The 19,883-nt window shown below is 41.9% G+C and carries 19 protein-coding genes; 9 read left to right on the top strand and 10 right to left on the bottom strand.

Annotation, left to right across the window (positions count from 1 at the left end; translation table 11 throughout):
- Nucleotides 1–64: 64 nt before the first annotated feature.
- Genes R7P69_RS16355 through R7P69_RS16345 form a run of 3 tightly spaced genes read right to left on the bottom strand, consistent with a single transcriptional unit; the run spans nt 65 to nt 3,041 of the window.
- On the bottom strand, nt 65–1,579 hold the full coding sequence (locus tag R7P69_RS16355) for a UvrD-helicase domain-containing protein (RefSeq protein WP_014386831.1): 1,515 nt from the start codon (nt 1,577–1,579) through the stop codon (nt 65–67).
- 56 nt (nt 1,580–1,635) lie between these two features.
- Nucleotides 1,636–2,187 (bottom strand): DUF1566 domain-containing protein, encoded by a 552-nt coding sequence (locus R7P69_RS16350; RefSeq protein WP_014386830.1) that lies wholly within the window; start codon nt 2,185–2,187, stop codon nt 1,636–1,638.
- Nucleotides 2,187–3,041 (bottom strand): DUF1566 domain-containing protein, encoded by an 855-nt coding sequence (locus R7P69_RS16345; RefSeq protein ID WP_180827200.1) that lies wholly within the window; start codon nt 3,039–3,041, stop codon nt 2,187–2,189. Before R7P69_RS16345 ends, R7P69_RS16350 begins: the two co-directional genes overlap by 1 nt.
- Before the next feature lie 335 nt (nt 3,042–3,376).
- On the opposite strand from R7P69_RS16345, the gene R7P69_RS16340 reads away from it, so the two are divergent.
- The gene (locus R7P69_RS16340) at nt 3,377–4,456 is read left to right on the top strand and encodes a hypothetical protein (protein WP_101905904.1); all 1,080 of its coding nucleotides are present in this window, start codon (nt 3,377–3,379) and stop codon (nt 4,454–4,456) included.
- A 324-nt stretch (nt 4,457–4,780) separates the two neighbouring features.
- Here R7P69_RS16340 and R7P69_RS16335 read toward each other — a convergent pair whose 3' ends face one another.
- On the bottom strand, nt 4,781–5,761 hold the full coding sequence (locus R7P69_RS16335; RefSeq protein ID WP_101905903.1) for a BsuBI/PstI family type II restriction endonuclease: 981 nt from the start codon (nt 5,759–5,761) through the stop codon (nt 4,781–4,783).
- 129 nt (nt 5,762–5,890) lie between these two features.
- On the opposite strand from R7P69_RS16335, the gene R7P69_RS16330 reads away from it, so the two are divergent.
- From R7P69_RS16330 to R7P69_RS16310, 5 genes are all read left to right on the top strand, one after another.
- Nucleotides 5,891–7,402, top strand: a complete 1,512-nt coding sequence (locus tag R7P69_RS16330; protein ID WP_101905902.1) for an Eco57I restriction-modification methylase domain-containing protein — start codon at nt 5,891–5,893, stop codon at nt 7,400–7,402.
- A 623-nt stretch (nt 7,403–8,025) separates the two neighbouring features.
- Nucleotides 8,026–8,472: a RadC family protein gene (gene radC / locus R7P69_RS16325; protein WP_086959602.1), complete on the top strand. Its 447-nt coding sequence runs from the start codon at nt 8,026–8,028 to the stop codon at nt 8,470–8,472.
- Nucleotides 8,473–8,518: 46 nt separating this feature from the next.
- Nucleotides 8,519–8,857, top strand: coding sequence for a helix-turn-helix domain-containing protein (locus R7P69_RS16320; RefSeq protein WP_012774864.1), 339 nt, complete (start codon nt 8,519–8,521; stop codon nt 8,855–8,857).
- A 70-nt stretch (nt 8,858–8,927) separates the two neighbouring features.
- The gene (locus R7P69_RS16315; protein WP_101905901.1) at nt 8,928–9,650 is read left to right on the top strand and encodes a hypothetical protein; all 723 of its coding nucleotides are present in this window, start codon (nt 8,928–8,930) and stop codon (nt 9,648–9,650) included.
- A 7-nt stretch (nt 9,651–9,657) separates the two neighbouring features.
- Complete coding sequence (locus R7P69_RS16310; RefSeq protein ID WP_012774862.1) at nt 9,658–10,299, top strand: recombinase family protein; 642 nt, start codon at nt 9,658–9,660, stop codon at nt 10,297–10,299.
- A gap of 350 nt (nt 10,300–10,649) precedes the next feature.
- Here R7P69_RS16310 and arr read toward each other — a convergent pair whose 3' ends face one another.
- From arr to R7P69_RS16285, 5 genes are all read right to left on the bottom strand, one after another.
- Nucleotides 10,650–11,081 (bottom strand): NAD(+)--rifampin ADP-ribosyltransferase, encoded by a 432-nt coding sequence (arr, locus tag R7P69_RS16305; RefSeq protein ID WP_077202317.1) that lies wholly within the window; start codon nt 11,079–11,081, stop codon nt 10,650–10,652.
- A 374-nt stretch (nt 11,082–11,455) separates the two neighbouring features.
- Nucleotides 11,456–12,532 (bottom strand): IS91 family transposase, encoded by a 1,077-nt coding sequence (locus R7P69_RS16300; protein ID WP_077202318.1) that lies wholly within the window; start codon nt 12,530–12,532, stop codon nt 11,456–11,458.
- Between the two features lie 3 nt (nt 12,533–12,535).
- Nucleotides 12,536–13,366, bottom strand: coding sequence for a tyrosine-type recombinase/integrase (locus R7P69_RS16295; RefSeq protein WP_077202319.1), 831 nt, complete (start codon nt 13,364–13,366; stop codon nt 12,536–12,538).
- 530 nt (nt 13,367–13,896) lie between these two features.
- Nucleotides 13,897–14,103, bottom strand: coding sequence for a hypothetical protein (locus tag R7P69_RS16290; protein WP_077202320.1), 207 nt, complete (start codon nt 14,101–14,103; stop codon nt 13,897–13,899).
- A gap of 316 nt (nt 14,104–14,419) precedes the next feature.
- On the bottom strand, nt 14,420–15,223 hold the full coding sequence (locus R7P69_RS16285; RefSeq protein WP_101905900.1) for a Calx-beta domain-containing protein: 804 nt from the start codon (nt 15,221–15,223) through the stop codon (nt 14,420–14,422).
- Nucleotides 15,224–15,573: 350 nt separating this feature from the next.
- On the opposite strand from R7P69_RS16285, the gene R7P69_RS16280 reads away from it, so the two are divergent.
- Nucleotides 15,574–16,389: a hypothetical protein gene (locus R7P69_RS16280; protein WP_032073040.1), complete on the top strand. Its 816-nt coding sequence runs from the start codon at nt 15,574–15,576 to the stop codon at nt 16,387–16,389.
- 385 nt (nt 16,390–16,774) lie between these two features.
- Nucleotides 16,775–17,857 (top strand): hypothetical protein, encoded by a 1,083-nt coding sequence (locus tag R7P69_RS16275; RefSeq protein ID WP_032073039.1) that lies wholly within the window; start codon nt 16,775–16,777, stop codon nt 17,855–17,857.
- A gap of 67 nt (nt 17,858–17,924) precedes the next feature.
- On the opposite strand, the gene R7P69_RS16270 is transcribed toward R7P69_RS16275, so the two are convergent.
- Nucleotides 17,925–18,818, bottom strand: coding sequence for a DNA replication terminus site-binding protein (locus tag R7P69_RS16270; RefSeq protein ID WP_046225205.1), 894 nt, complete (start codon nt 18,816–18,818; stop codon nt 17,925–17,927).
- A gap of 341 nt (nt 18,819–19,159) precedes the next feature.
- On the opposite strand from R7P69_RS16270, the gene R7P69_RS16265 reads away from it, so the two are divergent.
- On the top strand, nt 19,160–19,807 hold the full coding sequence (locus R7P69_RS16265; protein WP_014386820.1) for a hypothetical protein: 648 nt from the start codon (nt 19,160–19,162) through the stop codon (nt 19,805–19,807).
- Nucleotides 19,808–19,883: the final 76 nt, after the last annotated feature.

Raw genomic sequence — 19,883 nt, 5'->3', positions numbered from 1 at the left:
AATGCATCTGAAACCTCCCATTTAGGGCAATTAGGGGAGGTTTTATTGTTGTATTTTTGGTCGATTAGGCTGTTTTTATGTGTTCTGACTGATTGTTAGTTGCTTCTTCCTGCTGAATCTTTTCAAGTTGACGCTTATGGGTGATGTACCTGATCACCATTTCCACTGAAGCGTTAAGCGCAAGTGCTCGCATGGCTCTCGTGCTTGCAACGTAAAGTAGATTGATCTCATCATCCCGTGCCTCAGGTTCTAGCTCGGGGTCCAAAACGTCAGGGAAGTCATCAAATAGTTGGACATAATCCCACTCCAGTCCCTTTGCTCTATGACTGGTAGACACAGTGACATTTGCAACCAATTCGTCTTTTACGGTGTTAAGGCGTAATATCGCAAGATGTTCAGGAAGATCTTCGTAGGCTTCGATAATTGCCATCGCTCTAAACATCTCGTTGTCTTGAGTCGCACGAGCTATCTCGGTGAACTCTTGATAGTCCTCATAATCATTAAGTATCTGCTTGTTTCTGACACGTTCTCTTTCTTCACGTGAGAACCAAAAGATATCTTCCAGATAGTCGATTTGGTAAGACTCTATACCACCAGCCCAGAAAACTTTATGTCCCGCACCTGTGTAGCCCAAAGCAGTTTGAATAACTCCCATTACCGTGCGGTGTAACACAGCATGATGCCCGATATTTTGAGGTAGCATCATAAGAACCTGATCTTTAGCTCCGCGCCCAATTACCGGCTTGGTCTCTCCTTTTAGTTCGAGAAGGGCATTAGCAACCATCGCTACATTAGGCCCAAATCGGAAACTATGTGTGAGGTAGAGTTGATCTGCGTTCGAGAAGCGGGGGTTATTCATCGCATCATTTGCACCTCTGAAACGATAGATTTGCTGGTGGACGTCTCCAACAAGAATAGTCCTTGAGCGCTGCCTAATTACAATGTCACTAGTTACTGGGTTAGCGTCCTGTGCTTCATCAAAGAGGATTACCTGGTATCTCAATGATAAATTGGGGTGAGATAATTGGTACAGCTTTAAGTATCCATCATGAACCATAGGGAAAGGATCTTGAGGTTCACACATCCTCTTCCAAATATCTTCTGCACTTTGAACGACTTCTATTACGTATCTCTCTTGCTTTGTTGTTAGTAGTAATCCAGTATCTGCTCTTTCGAAATGGTCATACAGAATTTGGTCATCTGCGCTGCACATAAATGCATTTAGCGTATCCAGGCAGTCTCTTGCAAGAGTCCAGTTTTTTGTGTTTAACGCTTGTGCTATATCGGTCAGGCGAATGTTTCCCACTAATTTGTGCGCAAACATACGTCCAACAGATGCGAATGCTAGTTGATGAGAGGTTTTGCACGTAACATTTCGGGGAAACTTTTCCGCAGCTTCATCTCTTATCGCTCGGTTGTACGCGATATACAGCATTCTTAGGCGAGGATTAGCAAGAGCATATTTGATGAGGGTTGTTGTCTTTCCCGTGCCAGCATAGGCCCTAACTATCAGTTGGTTTCCTTGATAGTTGGTGATTCGGGCTTGCTCTGGGGTATCAGGTGGTAATGTTTTGTTCATCGCGTGTACTTCACTATGGGAACGCCCCAGAATAAAATCCGGGGCTTACGATGGAATTAGTTGGACGTTTCTTTAAGGTCACGAACTAGCCGCAGATATATATTAGATTGTGCTAACGATGCGAACTCAGTTCCTTCATTGAAATCAATAACTCGCGCTTTCAACTGAGGGTTAACCTTGCTGTCAGGAGTGTTTGACCAATAAAGTACTTTTGGGGTGCTTTTGAATACCTCCAATCTGATCGCAGGAGCTGAGCATGACCTTTCGACAATGGAACCAAGCTCTTTAATGTTGGGTAGTCTCCAGTCAGAGTACCCTAGTAAATTGCTGCTGTTAGCGTCGTCCACAGCTAGTAACGCATCAGACCAAGTAGGAAATGATTTTAGAGTTCCAATGCAGTTATCGGCACTATATCTTTGTCCCATAGTGCAAGTGGTCCACATCAAGCCTGTTGCGGCGTCAGTAACTGTGCCGTCTTTATGTACTGTAAATTGCTCTATATTGGTGGTGGGAGCGATAATATCTGACTTACAAGTCTGTGCGTAAGTTTGAGTTGATATCCCTACAAGACAAAGAATGCTTGCCGCAACGGTTAGTTTGGACTTCATCACTGTTTCCCTCCTCTTGCTAAACGAATGCTCGCCGAGTTGCTTTGTTTATGACACAACTTAGCTTGTCCATTGCTTGAGTCCATGCACCATGCTGTACCTTCACCATTTGAACTCGGGGTTCCAGACCAAATCGGTGCGCCACCTTCGTAGTTATAGAAATAGTCGGTATCGAGCAGTGTTTGACTGTTTTCATAATTGGCAATAGAACGTAGCTCTTCAATGGAAGGTAATCGCCAATCTTTATAGCCACAAACGGCTAGCTCGTTGGCCGCACGAATGTAGTCATCGGTACTACATGATGTGACTTTTACATAGCCAGCGTTATCTGTCGTAGGGAACGCGCATTGTGCCTTATCGTGAACAGGAGCATTACGGTTTTGGAATTCTAGTGAAGCGCCACCAGCACTGCCACCGTCATTAGTTCTATCTTTGCTGTACCAGGTGTATAGGTAGTTTTTAGCTTGCCAGTTTTGATGCCAGTGATAATAAGGGTAAGGAACATAATCCTTTGAGCTTGGGTTTCTGCTGGCACGCCAAGCATCATTTACTAGGGCTTTGAATTCTGCTTCCGAAAGTGAAGATGGAATATCAGTAATTGCATCACCTTTGTTTTCCCAGACGATCCCTGTTCGGTTATCCAAGACACATGACCATGCCGTCGCTGTATGAGGAAGGTGGTTTCCGGAAACGTCTAATTTTGTAAAAGAGAAACCTGCATAACCATCTAAGTAGTTTGGTGAGTCAGTATCAGCGCCAAATTCAGCATCTTGCCCAGGAAGATCATTAGGTGCGCCTTGGGCATCGAAGTCATTCCCATTTACATATCTGGTGACGCCAGTATCGTTTAACACTAAGTCTCCAAGGATAATAACTGTCGGAGGACATTAAAGTTTGAAACTTTTCTATTTCCGAAGTGCGTTACTATCGTGGCTAAAAGAACCCAATACTGACAATAAAGATCGACACTTAGACTCAATCAATGTGGCTATCCAACGAAAGTGTGACAACAAAGTTTGAAACTCGCTTTTGGACAATTTCGTTTCAGTGACTTTACTAAATTAGTAGAGTATGGATAACTTCAAGTATAGAAAATTCGAAAAACTCAGCCGCTATAATTGGTGGTGCGGTTTAGCATGGCCCCTTTATGATGGACAGTGCTTTAAACGAGGATGGAGATTAAATCGTTATGTTGGTCACTAAAGTAATTAGGCTGTTTGATCGAGTTCAATTCCCACTTCACCATGCTTGGTTGAAGCTTTTATCTGAAGCTATAGATGGCAGCGTGCTCGATAAACCATTACTCGATGAAGCCAACTGTATAACAAGTGCAATGGGTTTAGAGTATGTAGCGATCTTGAATTCATTGCTTGAAGATCACCCTGATGTGTTTAGTGAGTTCTTGAGCCTGAAGGTTTGTGTGAAAAAACGTAAGTCAGTTGAAGGTGCTGAGTTTTCAACGAATATAGAGTTTATCGAGTCAAAACTCGCTAAATATAACACGACAAAAACTCCTCAAGAGCAAAGAATCGAGCAACAAAAAGCACAGGAACAAAAGCTAAAACAGCGGCAAATAGCGTCTGACAAGATGTTTGCAGATCTTAGAGCTAAGTATGATAAGCAATTCATCGACTTCCCCTCACTCAATATTAGTTCGATTCGTAGGCACTCTAAAGCAGCTTATATTCTCACGACTCTCAACAAAGGTATGATCACTGATGCCGACTACTTGTGGCTTAAGCAGAAGGGCTTTGAGAATGATCAGGTGAATAGCATGTATTACCTTCGTCGCGCAGAGAACTCCAAGCGAATATGGAATACGACCAATAAGCCGTGGAACTTGGTTAATGCTCTTGCTGATTATCGTAAAGCAGATAAGGCAAAAACAGCCCTAACCTTGGTGAATAAGCACTTTCCATTCAAATTTGCGAATGGAAATAAGAAGTTAAAATCTGCTTTGCTTACTACGGCTGGCGGTGTTAAACGTGATTTAAATATGCTAGAACAAGCTATCGAATTTGGCATACAGGCTCATGAATTGACTCTACAGGACTACCGCCCATGCACTTTGATTGGTGCGTGCAAAATGTTGAGTGGAGATATCTCCCAAGGTCATGAGTGGTATCAAAAAGCGATTAACCGTGGTTTTGAATCTGATTCTTATGAGCAAGAAATACGCTCTATATATATGCGAGCTAAAGCTAATGACAGAGCAAAAATCAGGAAATTGCTCATGAGTGATGGATGGTGCTACAAGTGGCTCAAATAGTAATTATGACATTTCAAGTTAGATATACTAATAAGACATGCAATAGCATCTAGCTAGCTTTGGGGCAAAATCGTCTCAGAGAAGAAGGCAAACTACGACAAATGGCACCGAAAAGTTTCGTACTTTATTGTCATAGTTCTAATCTTTATTGTTCGAGTTTCAAACTTTGTTGTCCACCGACAGTCACACGACGATTCGGAAAATATTGTACGCTAAGAACGTAACTTTATATTTATAAAGGAATAATCGCTGTAAGAGGGTTAATACTAAAAGGCAGCAAGGTATTCCTCGCTACCTTTGTTATTTAATTCTAGGAGAAGAACGTTAGCTAATCTCAGGTTTGTTATTGTGTGGCCCAAGAAATCGGTCACCATTGAAGTGAATCATATGATCTGGATTATCAGCAATCCAAACCTCCGTCTCCCAAGCAATGTCTGCTGCATTTTTTCTAAACTCAACCCTATGGGGAAATGCGGTGACATAAACACGCCCCACAGAACAACCGTTCAAAGCTTTTTCAAGCTCTAGCCATCGTTTAGGGCTGACTGGTCCATGGCTCGTTACAGCTTCAATTAAAAACAACCATTGGCGTTTTTCATCATATACAACAACGTCAGGCAACTTGTCGTGAGACATAGGAGGGACGTTCAATGATTCAAGATATTCAGTTTCAAGAACCATATGTTTACCACCTTCATCACGGCTACTCGCTGTATCGCCGATATAGAGGACTTTACCACCTTCCCCCACAAATCTAGGACAAAATTCGTGAACAATATCAGCATGAAGTTGGTTATGAGCACCTGGGGACAGCTTGATTTCATTACCGTCAGGTAAGAGCACAGGAATCTTCTCTTTATTAAGAGTGCGTTCATACATCTCTTGCAGCGTTGGAACATCAGAAAGGAACTTCTTCACAAGCTCTTTCCAATTACCGTTAGGATAAGTATGTAGAATCTCGATGACAGGTTGATTCAATGAGTAGTTATTGTCTTTGCTATTTGTAGCTCTAGCAGGATTATCACGGTTTCTATCAACGATTTGAGCTTGGTCGAACTGGTGGAGTGTTTGTCTTCTAATCGTTTCACGAGAGTTCGGTTGGTAATCTTTTCCATACTCTGAGCGTATAAAACTCATAATATCAACAGTCGGTAAAAGTGGCGCTGTCGCTACACTCCAATCGTCAGTTGGTTTTACATTAGCAAGAGCAAGAAAGACCCAAGCGGATCTGTCGTTGTATTGCTGTTTTGGCAAGCCTAAAGCTTTGAGAATTTCTTTAGCTTGTTCTAGTTTTTTGTCTCTCATTTTCTTTATTTATCAGCCAGTAAACTAACAGATCCCACAATGTAACCTATGTGCAGGTTTTTTTCTTCCTTTTGTGCAGGTTTTTTGCGATACTGCCCGTCCAACACACAACTGTATAAAAAAACATATATGACTGAATTGGCTCAAAATTTACCCCTTAACTTAAATGATATTGCGGATGTTAACCGAGTTGCGGCAAATGGAAAACTCGATGAAAAGCTTAGAGGGAAATTAGGTCAGTTTATGTCATCTTCTGCTGTATCTAAGCTTCTTGCTGATATGTTTGAAAATGTAGATGGTGAACACCGTCTACTTGATGCAGGAGCAGGAGTAGGATCGTTAACGGCTGCGTTTGTTGAGCGAGTTAAGAACGATGCAACAAGCATTGATTCAACTTGCTTCGAACTATCAAGCGTAATGAATCATTACCTGTCTGATACATTAAAGCATTGTTCAAATACGTGTGAATCATATGGTGTCCAGTGGGATCAAACCGTAGTTGAAGATGATTTTATTCAACACTCAGTTGAACAGCTCTTAAACGACAATTTCAAACCTAAATATAACAAAGTCATTCTTAACCCACCTTACTTAAAAATTTCTTCAAAAGGCACTGAGCGAGCAGCACTAAGAAAGGTTAGTTTTGAAACTGGAAATCTATACTCAGCGTTTGTAGGGTTAGCGATAAAATTATTAGAAGAAGGCGGTGAACTTGTCGCAATCACTCCCCGTTCATTCTGTAACGGTCCATACTTCAACGATTTCCGTAGATTGTTATTAGACTCTTGCTCAATCAACAAAATTCATGTTTTTAATAGCCGTAAATCAGCATTCAAGGCTGATAAAGTGCTGCAGGAAAACGTTATTTATCACTTAACAAAAGGTGAACCACAAAGAGACACGGTTATTGTCACTTCTAGCTCTTGTGCAGAAGATCCAAGCCCGTATGTTTATGAAGTGCCTTTTGACAGAGTAGTAAGTGAAAACAATCCAGAGCGTTTTATTCATATCATCACTGATGAAGAAGAACAGAGCGTAGCAACTAGAGCAGGTGGTTTACCGTGTTCACTTGAAGATCTTGGTATTCAGGCAAGCACAGGTAAAGTTGTAGATTTTCGCACTAGAGAAAATTTAAGCACCGACTTTGTTGATGGTTCAGTGCCTTTAATCTTTCCACAACATTTACAAAAATGTGCGATTGAATGGCCAGTAGAAAATGCCAAAAAGCCGAACGCACTTTTAAACAACGAAAGCACAGCTAACCTGATGGTTAAAAACGGAACTTATGTTCTAACTCGCAGACTGACCGCTAAAGAAGAGAAACGTAGAATCGTTGCGTCAATCTACACAGCTGATATTGCTGATGTTGAAGTAGTGGGTTTTGAAAATAAAACAAATTACTTTCATGCATTGGGTGAGCCGTTAGATGATGGTCTTGCAAAAGGTCTATGGGTATTCCTTAACAGCACGTTAGTAGATAAGTATTTCCGTCAGATGAACGGTCATACTCAAGTAAATGCTACAGACCTAAGAACATTACGTTACCCAACCAGAGAACAGCTTATTTCTATGGGTGAAGCAATTGATTTTGCAGAGTTTAATCAAGCATGTGTAGACCGGATTATTGAGAGTTTCATTTGATCTGTGTTAGCAGCTATAGGAAAGTATGATGATTTTATATGGGTAAGAAGCTTAGCGTACGTTTTCGTTCCATTGGGCTTCAGACTTAAAAAAGAGCCGATTTTTGTCGGCTCTTTTCATTTCAGCTTACTCTTGTGAGTAGTTTTTGGGTTTACCCATCGAAAACTGGTTATCTTGGCTAAGATAATCATTGCGTTAGGCTCTTAACGTACAATGTTTTCCGAATCGTCGTGTGACCCCTATACTCGATGAAAATTACGCCAGGAAGGAAATCCAATAGCTTTATTCCTTTTAGCTGCTAGAAAACAGCCTAACCTAGCCAATTTGGGTTGGTTAAATTGGGCTGGTCAAATAGCCTTGCTGTTCACTTATATTGTCCTATCAACATTCACTAGGTAAATAGAGCATACCTAAAATGAACACCTCTTAAAAAGACACATGATTGTTTTTACGCCAAGAGTAAATGCTATCAATTTTTGAGTGGAGCGTTAGCCCTAAAGTCTTATTGCACATTGGAAATAATGAAGAAATAAATTAAAAAAAGTAGACACCGCCACAGCGGGGCGGTATAATTGTTTACGAAAGGTCGGGAATGTTCCATGACCTATAAATGGAGAAACGCAATGTTTACACCAGAAGAACAAAGCATCATTGACCAAGCAGCCGCTATTTTTGCAAAAAAAATCAAAACTTGTGATGCCTTTACCAGTCCTGATCTAGTTAAAGGCTTTTGCCAGGCTCGACTTGCTACATCTGAGCGTGAAATTTTCATGCTGCTAATACTCGATAATCAGCACCGACTAATTGAAGCCGTAGAGCTTTTTCAGGGAACGATTGATAGTGCCTCTGTATATCCGCGTGAGGTTGTAAAATCCGTTCTCAAACACAATGGCGCAGCTGTGATCCTGGCTCACAATCATCCGTCAGGTGTTGCAACCCCATCTAGTTCTGATCGTCGTATTACACGAAGAATAAAAGACGCTTTGGAGTTGGTTGATGTTCGTACTTTGGATCACATCGTGGTCAGTGTTGAAGAAACTTATGCGTTCTCTGAGCATGGGATAATTTAGTTATGACTGCGCGGCACACTGTGTCGCGCTCTAAGGGTTTGTTAATATGAGTGAAGATAAAACACTATACAGCGGCTTTGAACCGCAAATGACGCTAGATGATCTAATGAACTCTCAATGCACTTTGCCTTTGAGTGATCCTGATTATCTTTCACCGACACCAGAGCAAATAAAATGGCTGCGAGTTTATCTTGGTTTGTCTCAAGCAAAACTTGGCTATTTTCTTGGTAAGACGGTAAGTCCCAAAGGTTGTTCTATTGTTCGTAAATGGGAAACTGCAAGCGATAAAAAAGAACACCGAGAAATTGATGCGAACGCATGGCGCAGAATGCTATATGCTGCGAATTTAGCAAGTCCCGAAGATGATATTAAGCAAGTTCGATAGTGGACAGTACAAGTAGGTATAATCACAGTTTTTGAGACTTTCAATAAGAATAAATCAGAGAGGAAAAGTAATGTCTGATATGGAATTTACTAAATACTGGACTTCTGAGCGTGCTCGAAAAAAGCAAACGGCACTGACAAAACTTTCTAACGGCTTGCTTAAAGAAGTTATCGAGAACCCATTAGCAACAGAACTGTTTGAGCCAGAAGAAATCGAAGCTATGAAAGTTGCGGCACAAGCTTTGAGTCAAGCCAAGCATAAATTTGCACATATCAAAGAGAAGAAAGCTCGCATTGAAAAGCGCAAGGCTCAAGAACTGGCGCACATGAAATCCCAATGCAGTAAATACGCTACTCAGGTCTTGGAATCTCTGAACTCAGACAGTGATATTTTCACCAAAGAGCAGTTTTGTCTATGGGTGACTGCGGCGCACTTTACACGTATGCGTAACATTCCCGAATCTTGGGAGTTAAACATTAACGATAATATCGAGAATCACTACCTGGACAGTGATCATACGCTTAGGCAGCGTCATATTTGGACTATGCGCGAAAAGGCTCAAAGGTCTTTTGAGGAATACCTCAATCAAGCGTGGGAGTTTTCGTTTGAGAAAGATTCTTGGGTAGCCAAAGTGCCAATTAAAGACGCAGTAGCAAACCTTCTCGAACTAACTAAAAGTAGTGAGTATTCAAATGTAGAAACACGATACGCGCACCTAATAGAAACATTGGAAACCTTTAATAGAGAGGTTGAAGCGCGTAAACGTCGAAAAAACATTAAATCGGTATTTTGAATATATGATGACAATTAACAAAGTAGCCAGGGTCTATTTGCGAGTTAGTACCGAATCACAAGATTTAGAACGCCAAGAACAAATCATCGAGGGCGCTAAATCGGCTGGTTACTATGTCGCTGGGGTTTATCGAGAAAAAGCGTCAGGAGCGCGTTCAGACCGCCCTGAATTACTTCGTATGATTGACGACTTGCAACCTGGTGAAGTGGTCATAGCTGAAAAAATAGATCGCATTAGTCGCCTGCCTTTACCGGAAGCTGAAAAGCTGATTGATTCAATTCGTGTCAAAGGCGCAATGCTTTCTGTCCCTGGCGTTGTAGACCTCACAGAATTAGTTTCTGGCGCCAGTGGTGTTACCAAAGTTGTATTGGAGTCAGTCCAGGAACTATTACTAAAATTGGCTTTGCAAATGGCTAGGGATGATTACGAGGACCGACGAGAGAAGCAAAAGCAAGGTATTGAGCTTGCAAAGAAAAAAGGTAAGTACCAGGGAAGAAAGGCTAATCACAAACAACATGAACTTATCCTTTCTTTACGTCCAAATCACACTATTGAGGAAACTGCTCGGCTTGCTGGGTGTAGTACAAGCCAGGTTAAGCGTATATGGGCTGAGTACAAAAAAAAACTTGAAAAAAGGGCCACTATCTAGCGGCCTTTTTCTTTTGCTGCAACCAACTCTTTAATGTCGGAGGACATTAAAGTTTGAAACTTTTCTATTTCCGAAGTGCGTTACTATCGTGGCTAAAAGAACCCAATACTGACAATAAAGATCGACACTTAGATTCAATCAATGTGGCTATCCAACGAAAGTGTGACAACAAAGTTTGAAACTCGCTTTTGGACAGAAATGAGTTAGAGCCGACCAACGGCTCTGTGCCATTTGCGGACGTTGTTAACGCCTAGGTCACATGCTGCGCAAACTAAGGCACGAAGAGTTTGCTAAACTGCCGAAGGCAGAGCAAACCGAGTGACGTGTTAGCAGTCATGTGCACCGACTTGTTAGATTTCATTTAAAGAGTTAATGCCCTGTTCATGTAGTTTATTTAAACCATCTTTCATTGCTTTAACTTGCTCTATTGAATGACCCTGCCAGCTTGATACTTCACCTACAACTTTAAATGAATGGATTGAACGATATGACATAGTTGGATTCCCTGGGAACTTTCTATCCGTTAGGTCAGGATCATTTTCAATTGGACCTGTTGGCTCAACCAAATAAATTCTTTCGCGACCATTACCTAGGGCAAGCTCTGCTCCCCAAATGGCAGCATCTAGTGTAGCTGTCAAAAATATATACTTAGCCTTATTATTTTGTCCAAAATTTGAATTAAACCCTGTTTCTATAAGATCTCCCAATTTAAGATCTGCTTTGGTTCCATGAAAAAACGTTTGAGAAAAAGGTTTTGCATTTTTTTGGGCATTCTCAGTCATATCTTTTTTCCTAGTTATGGTTTTTATACTAAATATTGCGAAATTATAGCTAACATGAAATCTAACGTTTTAGTATTTATTTACACATGAGTGTAAATAAATCATTTGTTGAACGGACGGCGACTTGTGAATCACTGTATTGGAATCATTTATGCTAATGGAATTTGCTTTTTTAAGCCTGAGGATGATTGATGACGTTATCCGATTTATCTTCATCATTGCATTCCATTGTCACTGTCGTTCAGTCGATTAATGGTCTTAATTTACGTTACTTTTCTGGTTAATTGCAAGTGTATTTTTTACACACGCAAGCGCCAGTCTATCAGGCGGCATTCAGTCTAATATTTGCGTAAATGGTTTGACGTCATCATTGTTTAACTTGAATCCAATCCTCTTATCTGTTGCGTTAAGGGGAGCACGATAGCGACGAATATCAATTGCCCTTGATGGCAGTGCGAGCAAACCCAATGCAGTTTGGTTTCCACGTTATCCATGGCGATTTTATCGGTTAAATCACGGCACTGTGCTCGAATGAGGGGGATGCGCTTGTTACGACAAGCATTGGCTAAAAAGCCATAATGGCGAATACGCATAAAGCCTTTAGGCAGGACATGTTGTAAATAGCGCCGAATGAACTCATCCATACTTAAGGTCATGAATTTGGTTTTATTGTTGTCACGATAATCCTTGTAACGAAAGCGCACACGACTGGCGTTATAGTTCACTAATCGTGATTCAGATAAGGCACCTTTGCGGGTATAACGTGCAAGATAGTGCAAGAGTTGATGTGGGTAGACACAGGCTTTGCTGTACACGCACCAAGTGGCGGGTAATGACGGTAGCGCTATGGATTGTGCCTTGAGTGCCGCTATCATTTTACCTCGAAACACAGTGGATAAAGCCTTAACAGGATAGAGATAACCTTTAGTGATAGGTTGCCACTGCGATTGTCGATTGAGGCTACCTGCGGGGATTAAACAATGCACATGAATATGTTGGCTGAGGTTTTGCCCCCAAGTATGCAACACACAAGTCATGCCGAGTTGACCCTGATGACGATGGGCAGCGAATGTCATGAGTGTTTGCCAAAGGCTCTTAAATAAACAGTGATAAAGCACGTTAGGTGCATAGTGTGCGATTAGGTTAAGTTCATGCGGTAAGGTAAACACTAAGTGAAAGTAAGGGCAAGGTAGCAGTGACATCGCTTGTTTGGCAATCCAAGCTTGCGTGGCTTGTCCTTGGCAGCGAGGACAATGCCGGTCTCTGCAACTACAACTAAATTGCTCCTCATGACCACACTGGTCACAACGCCACTGTTGATAACCGAGTTGTCCTGTTCTACACGCCAAGATATGTGCACACACTTGATATTGTTGACGGGTTAATCGGTGCTGTTGTTGGTAATGCGGTAATCCTTGGCTGAGAATATCCGCCAGATGAAGCGGTGGCATGCGTTACTGCAAGTTGGCTAGTAAATCAACGCCCCCATGCCCAAGCTCTGGCAACCAATGCAGATAGCACTCGGTCGTTTTAATGCTGCGATGCCCAAGCTGGTGCTGTAATTGATGCAACGGCATCCCTGCCTCTAATTGATGCGTGGCATAGGCATGGCGTAACTGATGCGCGTTCACTTTATCCTTAAGCCCAAGCTGTGCGGCGATTTTTTTCAGTGCCTTCGTATAGGTGGAGCTACTGAGAGGTTGGGAGGCTAACCAGCGAGAATAGAACAGCCACTCTTTGGGGTGATAGGCTTGCCAGTACACGTGGAGTTGATGCAATACCGTCTCAGGAATCACCACATAACGAGACTGGTTGCCCTTGCCGTGTTCAATAAAGGCCGTTTTACGTTGCCCATCAATCTGTGCCACTTTGAGGTGGGTTAATTCATTTAAGCGTAATCCACAGCCATAACTGAGCATTATCATGGTTTTTAAACGTAAATCTTGGCAATGGTGAATCAGTAAGTGGATATCTTGTCGGCTTAAATATTGGGGTGGCTTATGCCGTTGCTTGGGTAAAGTGATGGCTAATTGCAACGGCCGGTGGAGTATGTGTTTGAATAAGAAGAGGACACTATTAATTTGCACCAATTGGCTCGCTCGGGTTAATCGGCGCACCTCAGGCTCATTAAAATAGTGATTCAATTCCGCATCCGTGACTTGCGCTAAGGATTTACTGAAATAGTTCTCAATGCGCTGTAAGCAACCACAGTAGGTCTCGCGAGTTCGTTGTGAATAGCCCATGAGTTCAATTTCAGTGGCGACTTGTTCAATGAGAGAGTTCATTGTTACCTCCAGATTAATGGGTTAAATCTCAAGGTAAGTGTGGTCGTTGATTGGGATGTTTGCGACTCCGCGCAGCGGCTTAGTTCAACAATTTAATAGTGTGCAAATCGCGCATATTTCTACCACGTAATAGCTCACTTTTCTGGTTCATACGTTTTTATCAAATTAGCTAACCTTTTGCTAGCTATGAAAATATTTGAAAGTTAATGACGTGGTCTAAGGACAAAAATGCGCAAATTGCTCATTTACCTGAATATGGGGGAAGTTTGTTGATTTTGGATATAAAAACGGTATCAGCTGAACATTTTTCACCGTCCGCTGATCGCTCATTTGCGACGCTCGACTAGACTTGTTTTGGGGCATAAATGTGTTGACTCGTTTTTTTGTAAGAGCCTCTTGCAAAATTGGGCAGTGGGATTTGTCCAGCAGCCTGTTGGTCAATTGCGAAACAATTTGCTTCACAAATGAGCTGTCCTGAATTTAGTCAACAGCCTGTTGACCAAATTATTCTTATGAAGGTTTACTGCGTTCTAAACACGTTTAGGAGCAGAAATGAGCCGTTTAAGTAACCTCAAGCCAAAGCTTAATGTAATGAGAATAAGGAAAACGACTATGAACATAAATATTGGCTTGTAGAAATTAAACGGTTCTTCAGTACGGAAAAAGTACTGATAGATACTATCTCCAGCAGCAATGCCTAATGCGATATAGCACTTATCGGCAACTTCCTTTGTCATATATCCTCCTTCGCATATAACGCATTTTATACGGCTTTTCATAGTCCTATCATGCAGCCTTTTCAATCACAGTTCAATTAATAATCAATAGTTTAATGAGATGTTATCGGTATTAGATTGCAAAATGACGTATGATTTTTAAAAAGCTTACTTCGACACTTCCTCGAATAACTACAAGTAAGGCAAACGTACAATCACAAATTGTGAGTAGACTTTCGCGCAGAGAAGGAATGGGGCAAAATCGTCTCAGAGAAGAAGGCAAACTACGACAAATGGCACCGAAAAGTTTCGTACTTTATTGTCATAGTTCTAATCTTTATTGTTCGAGTTTCAAACTTTGTTGTCCACCGACAATAACACTGGTCTCAAACTGTTTGCTGAGTGTGGCATTGTTAGCCTCGGTAAGTTTAATTTTTATTGTTTCACCGCCTTCGGGAACGTCATCTTGAACAATATTTAACTCAAGAAACTGCTCAGTAGTTCCAGCCGGGAAAACAATAGTGCTGTCACTGATGACACTATAATCTTGGCCGTTAATAGCTAATCCACTGAGTTCGTAACTGACGCTTACATCTTTTCCTGATGAAGTGTTTAGTTGTAGCGGAATTTTAACGCGACCACTTCCTTCTGATGTGGTTCTGATTTCTGAGGTAAATGATATTTCTGGAGAGGAGTCATCATTGGTGATTGTTACGGTAGCAGTATCTCTCTCTATGCTGGAGGCACCAGAAACATCGAAAATTTGAACGGAGAATGTTTCATCATATTCATCCTTTACATCACCAATGATAGGGATGATCAAATCAACCCGAGTAACGCCATCTTGAAGCTCAAATTCTCCAACAGTTTCCAGGTAATCTTGATCTGATAATGCAGTTCCAGGGGTAGTTCGGTATTTACCTTTAATTACACCATCTTTACCACCGCTACGAGTAACACGCACTTTGGCATCACTGTTACCTGAATTTCCTTCTTTTATCGAGATGTTATCAATTTTAATAGAGCCAGATTTTGTTCCTGGGTTGGTGTTTGTATTGGAACTACTTCCTCCATCTTCTCCACCGGAACCACATCCGCTTAATGCTGCAATCAAAGCAATTGCCAATGCTGAACGTTTCATTAATGTATTGCCCTCTTTAATTAGACCTGTTTGAGGTTTCCAGTCTAATAGGGTAGGTGCATAGATTATGACTCTGTATCAGCCCATTTTGGGCAAATACGTCGCAAAGGTTAGAGACTTCGTGTAATGGTCCATTTTGGGCAGTTTGGGAGTGGAAAAATGGAGTAACGAAAAGGAAAATCTAATCGTCAATTTGGTTTCGCGCTGAAAGATGCTCAAATCTCTGACCAGTCCTTCGACTAGACCGCCCTGTGAAAAAGGTGTTTTTATCTAAACCAATATGTTTCGTGTAAACCGGAGCGATGTTAGGTAATCAGGGCATCCTATAAACTCGCTCTATTGGAGTTGACATGAAAAACCTATCTAATGACGTAACTTTTGCCTCTAAAGAGGCTGCAAATTCATTTGCTGATAACCTTTCCTCAGTTTTGAAACAAGACCATAGCATCTCGCTCAAACCAATAAAACTGCTTCACGCCACGGCTAAATGTCTCGGGTATAAAAACTGGAATCACTGGTGTGGCTCTGCATTTAGCTCCAAATCTGATCTCATGTATTTATCAGGTGATAATGGGGATGATGAATTCTTTGTTTCTCATGAGGAGCGCACTCCAATTCAGTTCTTAGATGCGTCTTGTATTGATGAAGTTAGAGCTAACGATAGCGAAATAGCTTATTTATGTGGTAGTAAGGTGCTGTCTACACTAGAAAAAGCTATCGAGCATATGAGGCCGGATGACGAGTACGACTTCCATATCGAAAACTATGGAGGTGTGATCCATTCATTTGTTGTTGCCAAGCGTTTTATGATGACTCACGAAGAGATCGCGGAGCGAGCAAAGTTATCCATTTTATCGCAATTAAAGCGTGAACCTGATTCTTATGAACTGAAAAAACAATCTCAGCTTGATTATTTTGGGGTCTATGATAACCCTCGTCTTAATACACTTTACTACCGTCTCGATAATGCCATTGGTGCTTTTTTTAATGAGGAACTGGAGCACAGCATTGGCTTTCACTATTTTTCTCCCGTGGAGCAATTCGCTTACTTTGATAGTGAAGGCAATCATAAGGTAATGGATCGAGATGAGCTTATGGAATTTTTAAGTTCTATTGAAGGAAACATCCCTGTATTGGCTGGTGTTTACAGACCTCTCTTTGGATAGGCTCCACTATCAAATTGCGTAATTACCAACCATCCGGAAATTCCGGATGGTTGGATTTTGAACAGATGGATTTTGGTTCCCTCATCTATGAGGGAACCAAATTTATGTGTGTGAATGTATCAGTTCTCTGCCTGATTGCCCTCAACGGGCAGTTCTACAGTGTGTCATTTGATATGTACTTGCTATCATTCTGGGGTCATTACGATTTCGCGCTGAAATATGCTCAAGTCCTTGACCAGTCTTTTGACTAGACCGCCCTGTGAAACAGGTGATTTTATCTTTGCAAATGTCTAACCGTGTTAATGCAGATTCATTTAACTGGGGGCTTGGCAGGTAATCAGGGCAACCTTTCATAGATACCCCGTTAATTTGGAGTTGCTTTAATATGAAAACTACCACGATATCGTTTGGCTCGAAATCAAACGCTGAATATCTCGCAAGAAAACTGTCATCAACATTGAAAGATGATTTTAATGTTTCGCTGAAACCAATCAAACTCCTTCATGCACTAGCTAAGGCTCAGGGTTATAAAAATTGGAACCACTGGGCTGGGGCTGGGCTTTCTGAAAATACAGATCAAGCTTTAACTGAGCGACCACCTATCGCTTATGACTTAGATCTTCCTGTGCCTTTTTTAAAACGAGCTCCGGTTGATGCGAATCCTGACGCGGCAACATCCTATATAGTTGAAATATTGGATATTAATCTTTTTGACTCAGTACGAGTTATGTCAAACGAATTATCCGCCGAGCTTTGTGAGAGGAGAAGAAAAGCATACTCGGAAAACCCCAGCATCACAGCAGGTTCAATGACTGTGTACACAGTGGTTATAACAGGCAAACGCTACACTAATGGACGCGGAGGTTATTGGTACTATGACCCTGAGGTTAAGTATTTTCACCTTCCAAAGGATTCTGATTCAGGTACTTTTGTCACTGAAAAATATTTGAATGAATTGAGGAGCGTTCAGTCCAATACAGTTGTCGAAATGATGCCGCCTGAATACGATGGTTTAGGTCATGCTGTTATTTGCGACAAGTGTGGTTTGAATTACGTGCCAAACTTGGCTGAGGATAGAGTTCTACATCATCAGTTCTGTACTCTATTGTCTTCTGCTAGTGAGTATTTCGGGAGACCTTTGTTTACTTATGAAATGTTTGAAAAGGCCAAATCCGTTCAATTGAACGATCCTAATCCAACTATCGCTGACCAAGCTGCTTTATATAAAAACAAATTGTGGGGATATTTTTCTCGCTCAGTGCAAGCCTGGATGAGGCAACGTGATTTTAAGGAACATCCTCCCTTTTTTGTTTACTCACAAGCAATGATAGCTTCGGACTTGGATGATGGTCACGTGTCTCATGATGTAGCTCAGTATGTTGCTAAAGATATGGGAATTGAGCATCTTGAACAATCTCCAGCAATGCCAAGCGGCTCATCGTATTGGGCTATTGACGACAACATCTAACAATCCTTAAAAGCATCAGTTGTTCGGTTTAACCGAACAACTGATATCAATTTCTTCTGTCTTCGTTTTACGTTGAATCTTCTTTATTTAACTTTTTGGGAGCTATCTGCTCTATTTGTCGGCCAGCGAACGTGCCAAGGATAGTTGAGCTTTGTTTGTCCGAGCGTTGCTTTCTCTCCACTGCGGCCACAAACGAAGCGATCTGTCCAGCCTTGAAGGGTTCATCTTGTACCACGATGATCGGCAACGGAGCAGTCATGGTTTTCTGCCCAGAGAGTTTTACCACATTGGCCGCTGGCTGTACTTTAACATCCCGACGAATTCTCAGTGTCATATCAGGGGCGCTGGCGACTTTCTTGATGAGCTGGGTCAGGGGCAACTCGTTCTCAGGGTTGGCTCGCTCCAGTTCTTTGATCATTTGGCTTATTAGTACTGCTTTGTCCGGTTGGTGCAAAGCATCTTTTCTCTGCCAACTGAACTTCACTGATTTGACGTCCGCATCGACTAGGCAGTGGATTTGTCTGTAGAGATGTTTTGTCATGACGCCGGGGCAGTTGTCATGGATTGCCTTGAACCGTGCTTGCCGGGTTTCGTTTTCAGTGATCACCAACTCCTCGATGTCGGCCTTGCTTTGGTTGATGCTATGTACCAACTGAACAATCTCAGCGCTGTTGGGATTAGAGGGCAGCAGGTGGATCACGCCAACATAACGTCTGGCAGATTTCTGTGAGTAGGGGTGTTTGATGTGCAGATCCACGTAGCCTTCACCCGCCAGCTTCATAGCGGCCATGCCGGAATGGTGCTCGGGCATGATGAGTTTTATTACCTCATGCTCATTGCCTTTATGTACTGGAGGTATCCGGCTCACTATCGCCATGCTTGGCATAGTGCTCGTTAGTAGTTTGTTCAGACGAGACAGATTAAATGTCACGTCGTCAAAGAGCGTTTTTATCTGGCTCATCATTTATTCCTTGCGTTGTTCTGACGGATCATTGATTACATTTTAGCCGTTTTTAGACCATCATGCAAAGTGGGGTATAAGCCTCGGTCGTCGCTAACGCTCCTCCTTCGGCTTTGTTGAGCCGGGGCTCGCCCCCGAATTTAGAAAGAGAGAGATAAATAGAGAAAAAGAGAGAAAAAAAGAGAGGTCTAGCAAGGTGGTTAGGGGGGGGGTGTACTTTCAGTTTTCTCGGTGGTGGAGGGGATTGGAGCTGTATCCGGTATTGCATGATGGTCTAAATTGCTATGTTTATGGGATTATATTATGATACTGTGAGTTGAGTTAAACAGAGGGGAGAATGAATGTCGCAAGTGCATAGCGAAATCCGCAAGGCAGTTCAGGTAATAGAGGCGGCTAGATATCGTATGGGTGTTGCCGAGTTTGTTTATACATTTATCGACCACTGGGCATATCAGCAGACCGGGCTGTACCCTCCATCATCAAAAATGCCAAAAGAACTGGAACCTACGGCTATCGAATTATCGCATATCTTGAGTGCGGCCATGAGAAACTATCCTGGTATTGACGTTCTCGGCATGTTTTTCTCCGAGTGTGGTTACTACAAACAAGGACAAAACTTCTTTCCTACTCCACCAGAGCTGGGGCGTTTACTCGCAGCACTCGTAGGATCGCCTAGTGACCATCACAATCAAGAACTTTCTTTCTATGAGCCATGCTCCGGCACTGGAGCGATTGCGATGAAGTGGATAATGGAGAAGATTCATAACAACGGTAAAGAAACGTTGGAGCAAAGCGTTTTAGTGCTTGAAGATGTTGATCGTACTATGTGTAAGGCAGCGTTGATTCAGATTATTAATCTTCTAAGTAACCTTGAGGTGAAGGTTAAAAGGTTGAGTATTAATGCTGTTGATGTACTCAGCCGTGCGCCCAAAGGCTTAGTGTATATCCTTGAGCCTCAACCTTTAACCTATCTAGATAAAGCAGGTTAAGCACTGATGAATCCCCTAATGATTTTTATCAAAATCATTAAGTTAAGGTAGATACACATCTTGTCATATGATCAAA

The sequence above is a fragment of the Vibrio sp. 661 genome (genome assembly GCF_033339315.1).
In the GTDB taxonomy this organism is placed as follows: Bacteria; Pseudomonadota; Gammaproteobacteria; order Enterobacterales; family Vibrionaceae; genus Vibrio; species Vibrio alginolyticus.
Note: the sequence above shows the minus strand (reverse complement) of the source record. Positions and strands in the feature narration are given on the sequence as shown.